We start from the raw sequence: 18,677 nt of genomic DNA on the forward strand, positions 1-18,677 counted from the left end.
TTCAATCAAACCCAACCAAACAACTCACACGCATTGCGGGTACTCGCCTCCGCCAACTGCTCAGGCGTAATGCCCATCAAGACCGCCAGCGCCGCACAGATATCCGGTAAATGCTCCGGGCTATTGCGTTGGCCGGGGTACATGGCCGGTGCCATGTCCGGGGAGTCGGTTTCCAGCACGATGCTGTCCAGCGGCAGCTCGGCAATCACCCGGTGCATGCGCAGCGCCTGGGGCCATGTCGCTGCGCCGCCAAGGCCCAGTTTGAACCCCAGCTTGATGTATTCACGCGCCTCTTCACGGCTGCCCGCAAACGCATGAATGATCCCGCTGCGTTTGAGTTTGAAGCGTTTGAGGGTGGCAATCACATCGGCATGGCTGCGGCGAACATGCAGCAGCGCGGGCAGATTGAAGTCCGCAGCCAACTGTAGCTGGGCGTCGAAAACCTGCTGCTGACGCTGACGATCCAGCGTTTCAACGTAGTAATCCAGGCCAATTTCCCCGACTGCACATAGCTGCGGATGGCCTTGCAGGCGGGTCAGCCAGTCAGCCAAGTGATCGAGGTGTTGCGGCTGATGTTTATCGATGTACACCGGATGCAGGCCAAACGCAGCGTGCAAGGCCGGGTTTTCCTGGGTCAGGTCCCACACGCGCTGCCAGTTACGCTCATACACGCCCAGTACCACCATGCGTTCGACGCCCAGCGCGCGGCAGTTGGCGAGAACTGCTGCGCGATCAGCGGCGAAATCGTCGAAGTCCAGGTGAGTGTGGGTGTCGATGAGCTTCACATTCAGGCCTCGTGAATGCGTTGTTTGAAGGTCCGCACAATGGCGTGGACGCCAGGCTCGTATTGGTTTTTCTCGATGGCGGCCAATGCCAGATCCAGCGCTGCGGTGGCGATCAGTTGGTGTTGCTGTGCCATCGCGTTGACGGGCAACGGCAGGAAATCCAGCAATTGCGTGTCACCGAAGGTACCCAGATGAAACTGGTCGGGATTGACTGCGCGGCGTTGCAGTACATCGAAGACACCCTGCAATAGCACGTAGGAGGTGGTCACCAGGGCATCCGGGAAATAACCGAGGCGGTCAAAAATATCCTGCATCAATTGCTGGCCACATTGCCTGCTGAATGCTTCGCCATGCTCGACAATCACTGAGCCTTCAAAACCAAGCAGCGCATCTTCAAAGCCGCTCGCCCGAGCACGGCTGATGCTCAGTTCCGGACGGGCACCGATCAGCGCGATGTGCCTTGGCCGCGTTTGCAGCAGGCTACGGGTTAACTGCAGGCTGGCGTCATGGTCGTCGCTGACCACCGAGCAGAAGTGTTCGGCGTCCATTTCCCGGTCGATGGCAATGACCGGCAAACCTTTGCTTTGCAATTCCCGATAGCTGTCATCGCTGGCGGGCAGGCAACTGGCAACGAACAATGCGTCGCAGCGCCGGGCCCGAAACAGTTGCAGCAGTTGCAGTTCGCTGATGGGGTCATCATCGGAGCTGGCGATTAGCAACTGATAGCCATGAGCCCGGGCGCCTTGCTCAAGAAGTTTGGCGATCCGCGCATAACTGGGGTTTTCCAGGTCGGGCAGAATGAACCCCAGCGTGCGGGTATGGCGGCTACGCAAACCCGCCGCCTGCGGATTGGGGCGGAACCCGTGCTCTTCGACCACGGCCTGAACGCGCTCGACGGTGGCGTTACTGATGCGCTGTTGTTCGGCCTTTCCGTTGATCACGTAACTGGCCGTGGTGACGGACACTCCCGCCAGACGTGCAATATCACTGAGCTTCACTCGTGATTCCTTTTGTTATTGATGCCTCATCAGAGAGAAGCGATTTTCACCGAAAGTGGCTGATCTGCACAGCAGACCATGGTCCACCCCAATGTTCTCAGGTTTATTTGCGTTTGCCGGGCAACATTGGACCGAGTGCTCTTCAACCGGTGGAGATAATCGAGTAACGTGCCGAGCAATTAGATTAAACGTTTCAGCAACTATTTTCGTTGCTGTTGTCATAGGCATACCTTTGATCGTTTATCTGTTTCATCACCTAAGCTGTCGATCAGTCCATGATCGTTCTTAAAACAAGAATCAGGCGCGTGCCCGCGCTGTACAGGAGACAGGCATGCTCGAGCTCACTGTTGAGCAAATATCCATGGCCCAGACGGCTGTGGATAAGTCCGCCGCTTTGCAACTGCTTGCCGACTTGCTGGTGACCGATGGTCTGGTTGCCGACGGCTATCTGACAGGTCTGCAGAACCGTGAAAAACAAGGTTCGACTTTTCTTGGGCAAGGCATCGCAATCCCTCACGGCACGCCGGAAACCCGTGATCAGGTGTTCGCCACGGGCGTACGCCTGATTCAGTTTCCCGACGGGGTGGATTGGGGCGATGGCCACATGGTGTATCTGGCCATTGGTATTGCTGCCAAATCCGACGAGCATTTGCGCCTTCTGCAACTCTTGACCCGCGCCCTGGGCGAAACCGATCTGGGTGAAGCGCTGCGCCAGGCTGATAGCCCTGAAGCACTGCTCAAACTGCTGCAAGGCGCGCCCCAAGAGCTGGCCCTTGATAGCCAGATGATCAGCCTGGGTGTTTCTGCCGACGATTTTGAAGAACTGGTCTGGCGGGGCGCGCGTTTGCTGCGCAAGGCCGACTGCGTCAATAACGGTTTCGCTGCGGTGCTTCAGCAAGTGGAAGCCCTGTCGTTGGGCGATGGCTTGTGGTGGTTGCACAGCGAACAAACTGTCAAACGTCCAGGCCTGGCGTTTGTCACGCCTGATAAACCGATCCGTTACCTGGGTCAGCCGCTCACCGGGTTGTTCTGTCTGGCCAGTCTGGGGGAAGCGCATCAGGCGTTGCTTGAGCGTTTGTGCTCCCTGTTGATTGAGGGTCGGGGTCACGAACTGGGGCACGCCACCAGCAACCGCGCCGTGCTTGAAGCGCTGGGCGGTGAAGTGCCTGCCGAATGGCCGACCCAACACGTGACCCTGGCCAATGCCCACGGTCTGCACGCTCGCCCGGCGAAGATCCTTGCGCAGTTGGCCAAGGAGTTTGAAGGCGATATCCGCGTTCGTGTGCTGGATACTGGCGAAAGCGCTGTTTCCGCCAAGAGTTTAAGCAAGTTGTTGAGTCTGGGCGCACGCCGTGGTCAGGTCCTGGAGTTCATCGCCGAGCCCAGTGTTGCTGCTGATGCCTTGCCCGCTTTGCTGGCCGCTGTCGAGCAGGGCCTTGGCGAAGACGTTGAGCCGCTGCCGACCGCCACATCGCCGACGCCGGTAGCCGCGATCGTCCCTAAGGAAACCCTGGCTCCCGCAGATGGCAGCCAGATCGCTGCAGTTCCGGCATCTCCTGGCATCGCCATTGGCCCCGCGCACATTCAGGTGCTGCAAGCCTTCGATTACCCGATGCAGGGCGAATCGGCTGCCATTGAACGCGAGCGTCTGGAGAAGGCACTTGCTGAAGTCCGTCAGGACATTCAGGGCCTCATTCAACGCAGCAAGGCCAAAGCGATCCGCGAGATTTTCATCACTCATGTCGAAATGCTCGACGATCCTGAACTGGTTAACGAAGTCATCCTGCGTCTGAGGCAGGGCGAAAGCGCTGCTGCCGCCTGGAACAACGTGATCGACAGCGCCGCGCGTCAGCAGGAACAACTTCAGGACGCACTGCTGGCAGAACGTGCCGCTGATTTGCGTGATGTCGGTCGTCGAGTGCTGGCGCAGATTTGTGGCATTGAAACCCTGGTTGCTCCGGACGAGCCCTACATTCTGGTGATGGATGAGGTCGGCCCATCCGATGTCGCCCGGCTGGACCCGGTGCAGGTCGCAGGCATTCTCACTGCTCGCGGTGGCGCTACTGCACACAGCGCAATTGTTGCCCGTGCATTGGGTATTCCGGCGTTGGTGGGCGCGGGTGACGGCGTGCTGTTGCTCAAGCCTGGCACGCTGTTGCTGCTCGATGGCCAGAAGGGCCGTTTGACTGTCGCGCCAGACACCGAGACCTTGCAGCGCGCTGCTCAGGATCGTGACAACCGCGAGCAGCGTCTGCAAGCCGCTGCAGCAAAACGTATGGAGCCTGCACTCACCCTGGACGGCCATGCCGTTGAGGTCTTCGCCAATATCGGCGACAGCGCCGGTACGCCTGCGGCCGTAGAGCAGGGGGCGGAAGGCATCGGCCTGTTGCGCACCGAATTGTTGTTCATGGCCCACTCTCAGGCGCCGGACGAAGCGACTCAGGAAGCCGAATACCGCCGCGTGCTGGACGACCTGCAAGGGCGTCCGTTGGTGGTTCGTACGCTGGACGTAGGCGGCGATAAACCGCTGCCTTACTGGCCTATCGATAAAGAAGAAAATCCGTTTCTCGGCGTACGCGGCATCCGTCTGACCCTGCAACGTCCGCAGGTCATGGAAAGCCAGTTGCGTGCCCTGCTGCGCGCCGCTGACAATCGTCCGCTGCGCATCATGTTCCCGATGGTTGGCACTGTTGAAGAGTGGCGTCAGGCGCGGGAGATGACCCTGCGTCTGCGTGAAGAGATCCCGGTCGCAGACTTGCAGATCGGCATCATGATCGAAGTCCCCTCGGCCGCCTTGCTTGCGCCAGTCCTGGCAAAGGAAGTGGATTTTTTCAGTGTCGGTACCAACGACCTGACTCAATACACGCTGGCCATCGACCGTGGCCACCCGACGTTGTCGGCTCAGGCTGACGGTCTGCATCCAGCGGTGTTACAGCTGATTGATATGACCGTGCGCGCGGCCCATGCCAATGGCAAATGGGTCGGCATCTGCGGTGAGTTGGCGGCAGATCCGCTGGCCGTCCCTGTGCTGGTAGGGCTGGGCGTCGACGAGCTGAGCGTCTCTGCGCGCAGCATCGGTGAGGTCAAAGCCTGTGTGCGCGAACTGAATTTGAGTAAGGCAAAGCAACTGGCGCAAAACGCGCTGACGGTAGGCAGTGCCGCCGAAGTGCGTGCCCTTGTGGAGGCTCTGTAATGGCCAAGATTCTGACCCTGACCATGAACCCGGCGATGGACCTGACTGTACAGTTGGGACCGTTGCAACTGGGCCAGGTCAATCGCAGTGAAGCCATGCTCAGCCACGCGGCGGGCAAAGGTCTGAACGTCGCTCAGGTGCTCGCCGATCTGGGGCATGAGCTCACCGTTGCCGGCTTTCTGGGTGTCGATAATCAGCAGCCTTTTGAGGCTCTTTTCACGCGTAGAGGCTTTGTCGACGAGTTTGTTCGCGTGCCGGGCGAGACTCGCAGCAACATCAAGCTGGCGGAGCAGAGTGGACGTATCACCGACCTGAATGGCCCCGGCCCGATGGTGAGCGAAGATGCGCAGCAGGCTTTGTTTGCCCGTGTCGAGCAGATCGCAACGCAGTTTGATGCGGTCGTGGTTGCGGGCAGCTTGCCGCGCGGTGTCAGCCCGGAATGGCTGCACAAGCTGCTGGTGCGCCTGAAAGATCTGGGCCTCAAAGTCGTGCTGGACACCAGTGGTCTGGCTTTGCGCGCCGGTCTTGCGGCTGGGCCGTGGCTGATCAAGCCCAATACCGAAGAGCTGGCTGACGCACTCGATGCGCCGATCATTTCTATCGCTGCTCAGGCCGAAGCTGCAGCAAGCCTGCATGCCCGTGGGATTGAGCATGTGGTGATTTCGCAGGGCTCCGAGGGTGTGCACTGGTTCTGCGCGGATAGCGCATTGCAGTCATTGCCGCCGAAAGTGACTGTGGCAAGCACGGTGGGCGCCGGAGATTCGTTGCTCGCGGGCATGGTGCACGGTTTGCTCAGTGGCCATTCAGCACAACAGACGTTGCGTACTGCGACGGCGATTGCGGCCATGGCGGTCACTCAGATCGGGTTTGGTATCACCGACAACGCAACGCTCAAAAAGCTTGAAGGCGGTGTGAACGTTCGCACTTTGGCGGAAAGATAAAGGAACCGGCCACTGCATGGTCGGTGCAGGAGCTGCCGAAGGCTGCGATCAGGTGTGTCAGACACGCCGCTTTCGCAGCCTTCGGCAGCTCCTACAGAATGCATTCCAATCAACTTGGTTATGCGCTGTTTAATAAGAGAGGCCAGGTAATGAAATTAGCCATTGTGACAGCCTGCCCAAATGGCAAGGTCAGCAGCGTTCTCAGTGCGAGGCTGCTGGATGCTGCCGCTCAGCGTATGGGCTGGAGCACCTGTGTCGAGGTCTTTGATCCACGCAATCCGACGCAGCTTTTGTCCGCCCAGGAAGTCGCCGACGCGGACTGGATTCTGGTGGTCAACACTGGTGAAGTGGATCTTTCCCGCTTCGTCGGCAAGCGTCTGTTTCAGGAATCTCCGGCCCACGCGCTGCAAGACGTGGACGGTTTTCTGCACCGGGCTGCCGAACAGGCCCAGGTCTACGAGGCATCTGCTGCTGTAGCGCCTGCAGCGTCTGGAGCCATCCCGCGCATTGTCGCCGTCACTGCTTGCCCAACGGGCGTAGCGCATACGTTCATGGCTGCCGAGGCCATCCAGCAAGCCGCGAAGCGTCTGGGCTATGAGCTTCAGGTTGAAACTCAAGGCTCGGTGGGCGCGCGCAATCCGCTCAGCGCCAAGGCGATTGCCGACGCTGATGTGGTATTGCTGGCGGCCGACATCGAAGTGGCCACCGAGCGATTTGCGGGCAAGCGTATTTACCGCTGCGGCACCGGGATCGCGCTCAAGCAGTCCGATGCGACACTGAAAAAAGCCTTGGCCGAAGCCGAGGTGGAGTCTTCCGGCAGCACGCCGAAGGCACCCGCCAGGCAGGAAAAGACCGGCGTCTACAAACATTTGCTGACCGGCGTGTCGTACATGCTGCCGATGGTGGTGGCGGGCGGCCTGTTGATCGCATTGTCATTTGTGTTCGGTATTGAGGCGTTCAAGGAACCCGGAACGCTGGCTGCGGTGCTGAAACAGGTGGGCGATGCGGCCTTTACGTTGATGGTCCCCTTGCTGGCTGGCTATATAGCCTATTCCATCGCTGACCGTCCGGGGCTGGCCCCGGGCATGATTGGTGGTTTGCTGGCGAGCACGCTTGGGGCAGGTTTCATTGGCGGTATCGCAGCCGGTTTTATTGCGGGTTACAGCGCTTGGGCGATCAATCGCTACGTGCGTTTACCGGCCAGTGTTGAAGCGCTCAAGCCGATTTTGATCATTCCTCTGTTGGCTAGCCTGATCACCGGGTTGCTGATGATTTACGCGGTGGGCAAACCCGTCGCTGGGTTGCTGGAAAGCCTCACACTGTTCCTCAACAGCATGGGCACCACTAACGCCATTCTGTTGGGTGTAGTGCTCGGTGCGATGATGTGTGTCGATCTGGGTGGGCCGATCAACAAAGCGTCCTATGCGTTTTCTGTCGGATTGCTGGCATCCCAGAGCTATGCGCCGATGGCCGCAGCCATGGCCGCCGGGATGGTGCCACCGATTGGTATGGGCATCGCCAGTTTCATCGCCCGGCGCAAGTTTGCCCAGAGTGAGCGGGAGGCGGGCAAGGCCGCGTTTGTGTTGGGGCTGTGCTTTATCTCCGAGGGTGCTATTCCGTTTGCAGCAAAAGATCCGTTGCGGGTCATCCCGGCCAGCATTGCCGGTGGTGCGCTGACCGGTGCTTTGTCCATGTACTTTGGCTGCAAGCTGATGGCGCCCCACGGTGGCTTGTTCGTGATGTTGATCCCTAACGCAATGAATCATGCGCTGTTGTATCTGTTCGCGATTGTTGCGGGCAGTGTGGTGACGGGGGTTGTATACGCAGTGCTTAAACGTCCGGAAGTGGTCGAGATGGAGGTTGCGCCAGCGCAGGCGTGATTTACACTTTGCCCTGATAATGCGACGTCCCGGTAGGAGCGAACTTGTTCGCGAGGCGATTGGACAGGCTCACAGCCTCTCGCCAACAAGTTGGCTCCTACCGGTTCAATGTTGGCCCCACTGTCATATTTTCCCCATCTTGCACTGCTAGCTTTCCCCTTTACTTTCCACAAGGGGACCCTCCATGACTCAGTTCGACCCTACGCGACGTCGCATTATTCAGGCTGCTGGAGCAGGCCTGCTTTTGCCGGGTCTGGCGCCAGCCGTTATCGCTTCAGTGCAGGATCGACCGAAAATCACTGACGGTGTGCAGTCCGGTGATGTACTCGGTGATCGGGCGATGGTCTGGAGCCGAAGCGATCGGCCGGCGCGCATGGTGGTTGAGTGGGACACGCGCAGCATGTTCACCAATCCGCGCCGTGTTGTTTCGGCCTTGGCAGATCAGCGTACAGACTTCACCGCGCGAGTCGAGTTGAGCGGATTGCCAACTGATCAGGCGATTTTTTACCGTGTGCAATTTGAAGACGCCCAATCCGGTGTGACCAGCGAGCCCTGGTTCGGCCATCTGCGCAGCGTGCCGCAGCAACGCCGTAACCTGAGATTTGTCTGGAGTGGCGACACGGTGGGTCAGGGCTTCGGCATCAACCCGGACGTGGGTGGCATGCGAATCTATGAGGCGATGCGTCTGCGTCTGCCGGATTTCTTCATTCACAGTGGCGACACGATTTACGCCGACGGCCCTGTTCCGGCACAAATCGTCACGGAAGGCGGGCGTATCTGGCGCAACATCACCACTGAAGCCAAGAGCAAAGTTGCTGAAACCCTGGACGAGTATCGCGGCGCGTATCGCTACAACCTGATGGATGACAACTTGCGCCGCTTCAATGCCGAAGTGCCGCAGATCTGGCAGTGGGACGATCACGAAGTGACCAACAACTGGTCGCCGAGCAAACAGCTGGATGATCGTTACAAGGTCAAGGACATACAGTTACTGGCCTCGCGTGGCCGCCAGGCCTTTCTCGAATACGCACCGATGCGTCTGCAGGAGGCGGACAACGGCGGGCGTATCTACCGCAAGATGAGCTACGGGCCGATGCTCGATGTGTTCGTGCTGGACATGCGCAGCTACCGCGATGGCAACGACGCCAACCTGGCGGATAAACCTGGTCCTACCACGGCTTTCCTGGGGCGTACGCAACTGGACTGGCTCAAAAGCGGGCTGAAGAATTCAACCGCGCAATGGAAGGTGATCGCTGCCGACATGCCAATTGGTCTGGGCGTTCCTGATGGCGAGGTCAGCCCGGGTGTGGCGCGCTGGGAAGCTATCGCCAATGGCAATGATGGCCCGGCAGCCGGTCGTGAACTCGAAGTTGCTGAGCTGTTGACGTATCTACGCGCCCAAAAAATCCGCGACTGCGTATGGCTGACCGCCGATGTGCATTACTGCGCCGCGCATCACTATCAACCTGATCGCGCCGTGTTTCAGGACTTCGACCCGTTCTGGGAGTTTGTCGCCGGACCGTTGAATGCCGGGAGCTTCGGGCCCAACCCGCTGGACAAGACCTTTGGTCCTGAACTGGTCTTCCAGAAAGCACCGCCTGCGCAAAATACCTCGCCGTTTGCCGGTTTCCAGTTTTTTGGCGAAGTGAACATCGACGGCCAAAGCTCGGAGATGACCGTGACCTTGCGGGATCTGGATGGGGTGTCGGTGTTCGAGAAGAAACTGGTGCCAGCTCGGGATGCATGAAGGTAAACAGCATCTGGATCTGTAATGAAATCTTCTGTGGGATCCCGGCTTGCCGGCGATAAGGCCGGGCGCGATCTAAAAGTGAACCGCATCCAGCCTTATCGTCGGCAAGCCTGGCTCCCACAGGATTTGTGTCGCACATCGACTTTTGGGCAGGCACACAATCACCGTGTTTGGGTTTTGTCCGGAGCCCAGCCAGAAATTCCCTGTAACGCTATCGTCTATGCTGGCTTATCATTAGCTACCTAACGACGGGACAGGGTTCGACGAATGCTGGACATTTTCTATCAGACCCTGGCCATCACTGCGCCGGTTTTCGCCATGTTGTTCCTGGGTGTGCTGCTCAAGCGCATCAACTGGATTGATGACGGTTTCATCATGACCGCATCGAGTCTGGTGTTTAACGTGACAATGCCCGCGCTGCTGTTTCTGGGCATCATCCATGCCGATCTGCGTGAAGCGCTGCAACCGTCGCTACTGATTTTTTTCACCATCATTACCCTGGCCGGGTTCGCGTTTGCGTGGGGCTGGGCCATCTGGCGCGTACCACTGGTAGACCGTGGCGTTTTTGTTCAGGGCGCCTTTCGTGGTAACAACGGCGTGATCGGTCTGGCGCTGGCCGCCAGCATGTACGGCGATTACGGGATTTCTCTGGGGGCGATTCTCGCGGCCCTGGTCATCCTGTTCTACAACGCGCTCTCGACCATCGTGCTCGCGGTGTACAGCCCGGTGATCAAGTCTGATCCGTGGAGCCTGTTCAAAAGTGTGCTGGGCAACCCGTTGATCATCAGCATCATCGCGGCTACACCCTTCGCCTATTTCAAGATTCCATTGCCGCACTGGATCGAAACGTCGGGCAATTACCTGGCGCAAATGACCTTGCCGCTGGCCCTGATCTGTATTGGTGGCACTTTGTCTCTGAGTTCGCTGCATCAGAGCGGCAAGCTGGCAATCAGCGCGAGCATGATGAAGATGGTCACCTTGCCGGTACTGTCTACGCTGGCCGCCTGGCTGTGTGGTTTCCGCGGAGCAGAATTGGGGATTCTATTTCTGTACTTCGCCAGCCCGACCGCCGCGTCCAGCTACGTCATGGCCCGTGCGGCCAATGGCAATCATGTGCTGGCGGCTGCGATCATCGTTATCACGACATTGGCGGCCGCAGTGACCACCAATATCGGGATTTTCATTCTGCAATGGGGTGGCTGGATCTAGTGCTGGCGACGCCATGCTCTGATGGTGCTGAACATGATCACCACGGCGAACACCGGCAGGACGAACTGGACCATCAGCCGCTCAAGCTTGTCGGCCAGTGGCATGCCGGTGGTGAATGACACGATGTGCAGCCCGTAAGCCAGATACAGGGCCAACAGCATCAACCCTTCGATACGTGTGATCCGGTAGCCCGAGTAGAACAACGGCAAGCACAGCGCCGCTACCCCGAACATCACCGGGAGGTCGAAATCCAGTGCGTTGGGTGAGACGGACAGAGGCACCGGCGCGATCAAGGCGGTGATGCCCAGCACGCCCAACAGATTGAAGAGGTTGCTGCCAATCACGTTGCCCACGGCAATATCGCGCTCACCGCGCAATGCCGCGATCAACGAGGTGGTCAGGGCGGGAAGGGATGTGCTGACGGCAATCACCGTCAGGCCGATGACCCGCTCGGACAAGCCAAGATCCAGTGCGATGACCACTGATGCGGCTACCAGCAGATGACTGCCCAGCACCACGCACGCGATACCGCCAAACAACGCGCCCAGGCGCAGCATGACCTGGCCCGTTTTACGGGAGTGTTCCGTGCCACTGGATTGGCGATAGGCAAAGCGTTGTCCGGACTGACGGAATACGGTCAGCAGGTAAACCAGCAAGCCCAGCAGCAAAATTGCGCCATCCAGCGCGCCTAATACGCCGTTCCAGGAAAGGGCCAGCACCAGTGCGCTGGCTGCAATCATCAACGGGATTTCCAGGCGAACCAGTTGCCGCGTAACCCGCAGCGGGATGATCAAGGCGCATAGGCCGAGAGTGACCAGTACATTGAAAATATTGCTGCCTACCACACTGCCCACGGCGATATCGGCGCTGGAGGTGAAGGCCGCTTGCAGGCCTACCGCCATTTGCGGCGCGCTGCTGCCCAAAGCGACAAACGTCAGGCCGATGAACAGCGGCCGTACCCCAAGGGTCGTGGCGAGACTCACTGCGGCGCGTACGGAAAGTTCAGCACCGATCAGCAGCAACAGCAGGCCGCATACCCACTGAATGACGTCGGGGAGGGGCAGGGATGATAGTTCGAGAATTCGGGGCGTCCTTAGTCGCTCAGACTTTGTACGCGCACGGGCGCGGTTCCGCTGCGCACCATGCCGATCTGTTCGGCAGCCGCGCGTGATAAATCAATCAGTCGGCCACGTGTATGGGGGCCGCGATCATTGATCCGGACAATGACGCTTTTGTCGTTATCCAGGTTGGTGACTTTGACTCGCGTGCCAAAGGGGAGCTGGCGGTGGGCCGCAGTGAGCGCATTTTGGTCAAAGGGTTCGCCGCTGGCGGTACGTTTGCCGTGATGCCGGGCACCGTAATAGGACGCATCGCCCGTTTGATCGTAGCCGCGAGCGTCAATGGTCTGATTCTGGCTGGCGCAGCCAACCAGAAAGGTAAATAGAGCTGTGGTGCCGAGAAGCCGCAGCATGGGTGCGATCCTTGAATGCCTGGACGCAGTCTGTAGCAGTGAGCTTGCTCGCGATAGCGTCAGGCCATTCGATAGATGCGTTGGATGGCATACCGAATCGCGAGCAAGCTCACTCCTACAGGTCGTTGTGACTGTTAGAGTTTTTTAAATCAACCTTCCAGTTTCTTCTTCAGCAGTTCATTGACCTGCTGCGGATTCGCTTTGCCTTTCGAGACTTTCATTGCCTGACCCACGAAGAAGCCGAACATCTTGCCGCGTTTTGCTTCATCGGCCGCGCGGTACTGTTCAACCTGCTCGGCATTGGCTGCCAGCATCTCGTCGAGCATCGACTCGATGGCGCCGCTGTCAGTCACTTGCTTCAGGCCGCGTTTCTCAATGACTTCATCAGCGCTGCCTTCGCCATTGGCCATGGCCTCAAAGACCATTTTCGCGATTTTGCCGGAAATGGTGTTGTCGGTGATGCGCTTGAGCATGCCGCCCAGTTGCTCGGCGCTGACCGGCGATTCTTCGATTTCCAGGCCTTGCTTGTTCAGCAGGCTGCCCAATTCGACCATAACCCAGTTGGCAGCCAGTTTGGCGTCGCCACTGATGCTGACCACTTGCTCGAAGTAATCGGCTTGCTCGCGGCTGGAGGCAAGTACGCTGGCGTCGTAGGCTGACAGGCCAAACTGGCTCTGGAAGCGTTCGCGTTTTTGCGGAGGCAATTCCGGTAGCGTGGCGCGGGTTTCTTCTATGAACGAGTCTTCGATGATCACCGGCAACAGGTCAGGGTCCGGGAAGTAACGGTAGTCGTTGGCTTCCTCTTTGCTGCGCATGGCGCGGGTTTCGTCTTTGTTCGGGTCGTACAGGCGGGTCTGTTGAATGACCTTGCCGCCGTCTTCGATCAAATCGATCTGACGCTGAATTTCGCTGTTGATCGCTTTCTCAATGAAGCGGAACGAGTTGACGTTCTTGATCTCGCAGCGCGTCCCGAATTCCACCTGACCTTTCGGGCGAATAGAAACGTTACAGTCGCAACGCAGCGAGCCTTCCGCCATGTTGCCGTCGCAAATGCCGAGATAACGAACCAGTGCGTGCATGGCTTTGACATAAGCCACCGCTTCCTTGGCGGAACGCATGTCCGGCTCGGAAACGATTTCCAGCAGGGGGGTGCCCGCGCGGTTCAGGTCGATGCCGGTCATACCACTGAAGTCTTCGTGCAGGCTTTTGCCTGCGTCTTCTTCAAGGTGGGCACGAGTGATGCCAACGCGTTTTACGGTGCCGTCTTCAAGGGTGATGTCCAGGTGGCCTTTGCCGACAATGGGCAGCTCCATCTGACTGATCTGATAACCCTTTGGAAGGTCCGGGTAGAAGTAGTTCTTGCGGGCGAAAACGTTGTGCTGACCGATCTCGGCGTCAACCGCCAGGCCGAACTTGACGGCCATACGCACGGCTTCTTTATTCAGTACCGGCAAAACTCCGGGCATGCCCAGGTCAACCAGGCTCGCCTGTGTGTTGGGCTCGGAGCCAAACGCGATGGCGCTGCCGGAGAAAATCTTCGATTGGGTCGAAAGCTGGGTGTGAATCTCCAGCCCGATAACAACTTCCCATTGCATTGTGTTTTCTCCTTAGAAGCCGCTAGGCGTGCGCAGATGCCAATCGGTAACTTGCTGATACTGATGAGCGACGTTCAGCAAGCGGCCTTCCTGGAAATACGGGGCGAGCAATTGCACGCCTACCGGCAAACCGTCAGCAAAGCCTGCTGGCATGGACAAGCCCGGCAGACCCGCGAGGTTGGCGGTGATGGTGTAGAAGTCTTCCAGATATTCGGCGATCGGGTCGTTGGTCTTGGCGCCGATTTTCCAGGCCGGGTTAGGCGTGGTCGGGCCAAGGATCACGTCGACTTCGGCGAAAGCATTCATGAAATCGTTCTTGATCAGGCGACGGATTTTCTGCGCCTGCAGGTAATAAGCGTCGTAATAACCGGCTGATAGCGCATACGCGCCCACCATGATCCGACGCTGCACTTCCGGGCCAAAGCCCTCGGCACGGGAGCGTTTGTATAGATCAGTCAGGTCCTTGGGCTCGTCGCAGCGATAGCCGAAACGCACGCCGTCAAAGCGCGACAGGTTCGACGATGCTTCTGCCGGAGCGATCACGTAATAAGCCGGGATAGCGTGTTGCAGGTTTGGCAGGCTGATTTCCTTGACCACGGCACCCAGTTTTTTCAGCTCTTCGACGCTGGCCATGACCAGATCGGCAATGCGTGGGTCGAGACCGGCGCTGAAATATTCTTTCGGGATACCGATGCGCAGGCCTTGCAGCGAGCCGTTGAGGCTGGCGCTGTAATCCGGCACCGGTTCGTCGATGCTGGTGGAATCCTGTGGATCGAAACCGGCCATGCCTTGCAGCAGCAGTGCGCAGTCTTCAGCCGTGCGGGCCATCGGGCCAGCCTGATCGAGGCTGGATGCATAGGCGATCATGCCCCAACGGGAAACACGTCCGTAGGTCGGTTTCAGTCCGGTCAGGTTGGTCAGTGCAGCCGGTTGGCGAATCGAGCCGCCAGTGTCGGTGCCGGTTGCAGCAGGCAGCAGGCGTGCAGCAACGGCCGCAGCCGAACCGCCGGAAGAGCCGCCTGGTACGTGCTCGACATTCCACGGGTTTTTCACTGCGCCATAGTGGCTGGACTCGTTGGCAGAACCCATGGCGAATTCGTCCATGTTGGTCTTGCCCAGCGTCACAGTGCCCGCAGCAGCCAGTTTGCTGACCACAGTGGCGTCGTACGGTGCCTTGAAGTTATCAAGCATCTTCGACGCACAACTGGTGCGGATACCTTTTGTGCAAAACAGATCCTTGTGGGCAATGGGTGCGCCCAGCAACGGATTGTTTTCACCGGCCGCGCGTCGAGCGTCAGCGGCCTGCGCCTGGGTGATCGCCAGGTCTTCGGTGAGGGTAATGAAGCTGTTGAGCTGTGGATCGAGCTGGGTAATGCGAGCCAGCAGGACACGGGTCAATTCTTCGGAAGAAAACTTTTTATCGGCGAGCCCGCGAGCGATCTCAGCCAGAGTCATTTGATGCATTGAAGGCACATTCCCTTAGTCGATGACTTTTGGAACCAGATAAAGGCCGTCTTGGACCGCTGGTGCGATGGCTTGATAAGTTTCCCGATGATTTTGTTCGGTAACCGCATCTTCGCGCAGGCGTTGGGACGCTTCGAGGGGGTGTGCAAGGGGTTCGATACCGGTTGTATCGACCGCCTGCATCTGATCTACGAGCCCAAGAATGCTGTTAAGTGCTTCGGTAGTACGCGGGATATCGGCGTCATTCAGGCCAAGTCGGGCCAGATGAGCGATCTTTTCCACGTCGGAGCGATCAAGCGCCATGGGGTTCTCCAGTGGAATGCCTACGGATGGGGTCCGTGTGTTAGATTGGCGAACACTATCGCATTTTCTACGGTCATAAGGCCGCGAACGTCGAGGGTCGTGCTCGGAAAAACCGCTAATTTAGCATATTGGCTCCTTGCCCAAAATCCCTGTCGTTGTTAGAGTTTGCCGCACTTTTTTACCCACGCGTTCCCTAGGGTCCCTTTCCCATGTTCAAGAAACTGCGTGGCATGTTTTCCAGCGATCTGTCTATCGACCTGGGCACTGCCAACACCCTTATTTACGTGCGTGAGCGCGGCATCGTTCTGAATGAACCATCAGTTGTGGCCATTCGGACCCACGGAAACCAGAAAAGCGTCGTTGCTGTCGGGATGGAAGCCAAGCGCATGCTCGGCCGTACTCCAGGCAACATCGCGGCTATTCGTCCGATGAAAGACGGCGTTATTGCCGACTTCAGCGTTTGCGAGAAAATGCTGCAGTACTTCATCAACAAGGTTCACGAGAACAGCTTCCTGCAGCCAAGCCCTCGGGTGCTGATCTGCGTACCGTGCAAATCCACTCAGGTTGAGCGTCGTGCGATTCGCGAATCTGCACTGGGTGCGGGTGCACGTGAAGTGTTCCTGATCGAAGAGCCAATGGCTGCTGCTATCGGTGCCGGTCTGCCGGTTGAAGAAGCACGCGGTTCGATGGTGGTCGATATCGGTGGTGGTACCACTGAAATCGCCCTGATCTCGCTCAATGGCGTGGTTTATGCCGAATCCGTACGGGTCGGCGGCGACCGTTTCGACGAAGCGATCATCACTTACGTGCGTCGTAACTACGGCAGCCTGATCGGTGAGTCGACTGCCGAGCGCATCAAGCAGGAAATCGGTACTGCCTACCCGGGCGGCGAAGTACGTGAAGTCGACGTGCGCGGCCGTAATCTGGCTGAAGGCGTCCCACGTGCCTTCACCCTGAATTCCAACGAAGTGCTTGAAGCGCTGCAGGAATCTCTGGCGACCATCGTTCAGGCAGTCAAAAGCGCGCTGGAGCAATCCCCTCCAGAGCTGGCATCGGACATCGCCGAGCGCGGTCTGGTGTTGACCGGTGGTGGCGCCTTGCTGCGTGACCTGGATAAATTGCTGGCTCAGGAAACAGGTCTGCCGGTGATCGTTGCCGAAGATCCGCTGACCTGTGTAGCGCGTGGCGGTGGCCGTGCGCTGGAAATGATGGATAAACACACGATGGATCTGCTCTCCAGCGAATAACGCGCGGCGAGCATCTATCATGCATCCTTCTGCATACAGGTAGCGCTTTGGCTACCTGTATGCTTTAGGCCGCCGAAATATGGCGTTTACCTTTTCATCTGCCCAGGCCGGTTTGATACCGCATGAATAACAACAGCCGATTGAAATCTTGCTTCGGAGGAGCGGCCTATTAAACCGCTTTTCGCAAAGGGCCCTTCACTGGGCGTGCGCCTGTTGGTGCTGGTCGTTTTATCGGTGGCGCTGATGGTGGTTGACGCCCGGTTTACCGTGCTCAAGCCCGTGCGTAGCCAGATGTCTCTGGTGCTGATGCAGTCGTACTGGATCGTCGATCTGCCGCAACGTCTTATTCAGGGCGTAGCCAGTCAGTTCGGCAGCCGTACCGAACTGATCGCCGAAAATGAAAAACTCAAGACTGAAGCCTTGCTCCTGCAAGGGCGCCTGCAGAAGCTGGCAGCCCTGACCGAGCAGAACGTGCGCCTGCGCGAGTTGCTCAACTCGTCGGCACTGGTCAATGAGAAGGTTGAAGTGGCCGAGCTCATCGGCATGGATCCCAATCCGTTCACCCATCGAATCATTATCAACAAAGGCGAGCGCGACGGCGTTGTCCTGGGTCAGCCGGTGCTCGATGCTCGCGGTCTGATGGGGCAGGTGGTCGAACTGATGCCTTACACGTCGCGTGTTTTGTTGCTGACAGACACCACGCACAGCATTCCGGTACAGGTCAACCGTAACGGATTGCGCGCTATCGCCAGCGGTACCGGTAACCCGGAGCGTCTGGAATTGCGTCATGTGGCCGACACCGCTGACATCAAGGAAGGCGATCTGCTGGTCAGTTCCGGTCTGGGCCAGCGTTTTCCTGCTGGTTACCCTGTCGCGACCGTCAAAGAAGTCATTCATGACTCCGGGCAGCCATTCGCCATTGTTCGTGCGGTGCCGACTGCTGCGCTGAACCGCAGTCGCTACCTGTTGTTGGTGTTTTCTGATGGCCGCTCTCCCGAAGAGCGTGCGGCCGATGCCGCGAGAGCGCAGGAATCCATCGAGAAAGCGGCTGATCCAACGGCTGCACCAGTGACTGCTCCTGCAAATAACGCTGCTGCGCCTGCGGGGGCTGCACATCCTGCGCCCGCTGCCCATGGCGCTGCCACTCCGGCTGCTGCGCCAGCCACCACACCTGCTTCGCCCGCCACGCCTGCACCCAAGCCCGCCAGCAAGCCGCCTGTAAAGCCTGCCGCGACCAAACCACCGGCCACCGCGCCTGCCACTACTCGGGAGAGAATTGATGGCTAGTCATGCCCCGGAACGTAACGGGTGGGTCGTCTGGTTCACTTTTGTCGTGGGTTTGCTGTTAAGCGTTTCACCGCTGCCACAGTTCATGGAGATCTTTCGTCCGCTCTGGCTGGCGCTGCTGGTGACTTTCTGGGCGCTGTATCTGCCCCATAAGGTCGGCATGACCACGGCATGGCTGTTGGGGCTGATGGAAGACGTGCTGTACGGCACATTGTTGGGACAGAATGCTCTGACCCTGTGTCTGATCGCATTCCTGGTGATGTCTCTGCAACAACGTTTGCGCATGTTTCCCATGTGGCAGCAGTGCCTGATTTTGCTGGTCATCTTCGGTCTCGCCCAGTTGGCACAGCTCTGGCTCAGTGCCTTGACCGGTAACCGGCAGCCTACGCTGGCGCTGGTCTTGCCTGCTCTGGTCAGCGCATTGTTGTGGCCATGGGTCAGCTATGGCCTGCGCGGCCTGAGCAAGCGTTTGAAAATCAACTGACGCAGCGTGTACGTCCGGTCCCGGGCGAGCATCTCTGGCTCGGGGGCGGCATCACGATCTTTGACACGGA

Annotated in this window: 15 protein-coding genes; 8 read left to right on the top strand and 7 right to left on the bottom strand. The window is 58.6% G+C overall.

The window, feature by feature from the left end; translation table 11 throughout:
• Positions 1–5: 5 nt before the first annotated feature.
• On the bottom strand, positions 6–791 hold the full coding sequence (locus ACYASS_RS10420; protein ID WP_463586177.1) for a TatD family hydrolase: 786 nt from the start codon (positions 789–791) through the stop codon (positions 6–8).
• A complete protein-coding gene (cra, locus tag ACYASS_RS10425) occupies positions 788–1,783 on the bottom strand; it encodes a catabolite repressor/activator (RefSeq protein WP_243244971.1) in 996 nt (331 codons plus the stop codon). The genes ACYASS_RS10420 and cra overlap by 4 nt, the downstream gene beginning before the upstream one ends.
• 331 nt (positions 1,784–2,114) lie before the next feature.
• Between cra and ptsP the strand changes: the two genes are divergently transcribed.
• The 5 genes from ptsP to ACYASS_RS10450 all read left to right on the top strand — a co-directional run bounded on the left by ptsP (position 2,115) and on the right by ACYASS_RS10450 (position 10,756).
• Complete coding sequence (ptsP, locus tag ACYASS_RS10430) at positions 2,115–4,976, top strand: phosphoenolpyruvate--protein phosphotransferase (protein ID WP_463586065.1); 2,862 nt, start codon at positions 2,115–2,117, stop codon at positions 4,974–4,976.
• Positions 4,976–5,917 carry a 1-phosphofructokinase gene (gene pfkB / locus ACYASS_RS10435; RefSeq protein ID WP_463586066.1) on the top strand — a complete coding sequence of 314 codons (942 nt, stop codon included), beginning with the start codon at positions 4,976–4,978 and terminating at the stop codon, positions 5,915–5,917. Before ptsP ends, pfkB begins: the two co-directional genes overlap by 1 nt.
• A 149-nt stretch (positions 5,918–6,066) precedes the next feature.
• Entirely contained in the window at positions 6,067–7,797 is a 1,731-nt protein-coding gene (locus tag ACYASS_RS10440) for a PTS fructose-like transporter subunit IIB (protein ID WP_463586067.1), read from the top strand.
• Between the two features lie 184 nt (positions 7,798–7,981).
• Positions 7,982–9,544: an alkaline phosphatase D family protein gene (locus tag ACYASS_RS10445; protein ID WP_463586068.1), complete on the top strand. Its 1,563-nt coding sequence runs from the start codon at positions 7,982–7,984 to the stop codon at positions 9,542–9,544.
• 270 nt (positions 9,545–9,814) lie between these two features.
• The gene (locus ACYASS_RS10450; protein WP_243244962.1) at positions 9,815–10,756 is read left to right on the top strand and encodes an AEC family transporter; all 942 of its coding nucleotides are present in this window, start codon (positions 9,815–9,817) and stop codon (positions 10,754–10,756) included.
• Here the strand turns inward: ACYASS_RS10450 and ACYASS_RS10455 are convergent.
• The 5 genes from ACYASS_RS10455 to gatC all read right to left on the bottom strand — a co-directional run bounded on the left by ACYASS_RS10455 (position 10,753) and on the right by gatC (position 15,589).
• Positions 10,753–11,820: a calcium/sodium antiporter gene (locus ACYASS_RS10455; RefSeq protein ID WP_463586178.1), complete on the bottom strand. Its 1,068-nt coding sequence runs from the start codon at positions 11,818–11,820 to the stop codon at positions 10,753–10,755. The two genes, ACYASS_RS10450 and ACYASS_RS10455, sit on opposite strands and share 4 nt — an antisense overlap.
• Before the next feature lie 29 nt (positions 11,821–11,849).
• Positions 11,850–12,227 carry a septal ring lytic transglycosylase RlpA family protein gene (locus ACYASS_RS10460; RefSeq protein ID WP_463586069.1) on the bottom strand — a complete coding sequence of 126 codons (378 nt, stop codon included), beginning with the start codon at positions 12,225–12,227 and terminating at the stop codon, positions 11,850–11,852.
• A 149-nt stretch (positions 12,228–12,376) separates the two neighbouring features.
• Entirely contained in the window at positions 12,377–13,822 is a 1,446-nt protein-coding gene (gene gatB / locus ACYASS_RS10465) for an Asp-tRNA(Asn)/Glu-tRNA(Gln) amidotransferase subunit GatB (RefSeq protein ID WP_122662834.1), read from the bottom strand.
• A gap of 12 nt (positions 13,823–13,834) precedes the next feature.
• On the bottom strand, positions 13,835–15,286 hold the full coding sequence (gene gatA, locus ACYASS_RS10470; protein ID WP_463586070.1) for an Asp-tRNA(Asn)/Glu-tRNA(Gln) amidotransferase subunit GatA: 1,452 nt from the start codon (positions 15,284–15,286) through the stop codon (positions 13,835–13,837).
• A 15-nt stretch (positions 15,287–15,301) separates the two neighbouring features.
• A complete protein-coding gene (gene gatC, locus ACYASS_RS10475) occupies positions 15,302–15,589 on the bottom strand; it encodes an Asp-tRNA(Asn)/Glu-tRNA(Gln) amidotransferase subunit GatC (protein ID WP_122662830.1) in 288 nt (95 codons plus the stop codon).
• Positions 15,590–15,798: 209 nt separating this feature from the next.
• On the opposite strand from gatC, the gene mreB reads away from it, so the two are divergent.
• The 3 genes from mreB to mreD all read left to right on the top strand — a co-directional run bounded on the left by mreB (position 15,799) and on the right by mreD (position 18,607).
• Positions 15,799–16,836, top strand: a complete 1,038-nt coding sequence (mreB, locus tag ACYASS_RS10480; protein ID WP_020292894.1) for a rod shape-determining protein MreB — start codon at positions 15,799–15,801, stop codon at positions 16,834–16,836.
• Positions 16,837–17,052: 216 nt separating this feature from the next.
• Positions 17,053–18,123 carry a rod shape-determining protein MreC gene (mreC, locus tag ACYASS_RS10485; RefSeq protein ID WP_243245313.1) on the top strand — a complete coding sequence of 357 codons (1,071 nt, stop codon included), beginning with the start codon at positions 17,053–17,055 and terminating at the stop codon, positions 18,121–18,123.
• The gene (gene mreD / locus ACYASS_RS10490; protein WP_243244953.1) at positions 18,116–18,607 is read left to right on the top strand and encodes a rod shape-determining protein MreD; all 492 of its coding nucleotides are present in this window, start codon (positions 18,116–18,118) and stop codon (positions 18,605–18,607) included. Before mreC ends, mreD begins: the two co-directional genes overlap by 8 nt.
• The last annotated feature ends 70 nt before the right edge of the window (positions 18,608–18,677 follow it).

Source organism: Pseudomonas sp. HP_14, from assembly GCF_055283875.1.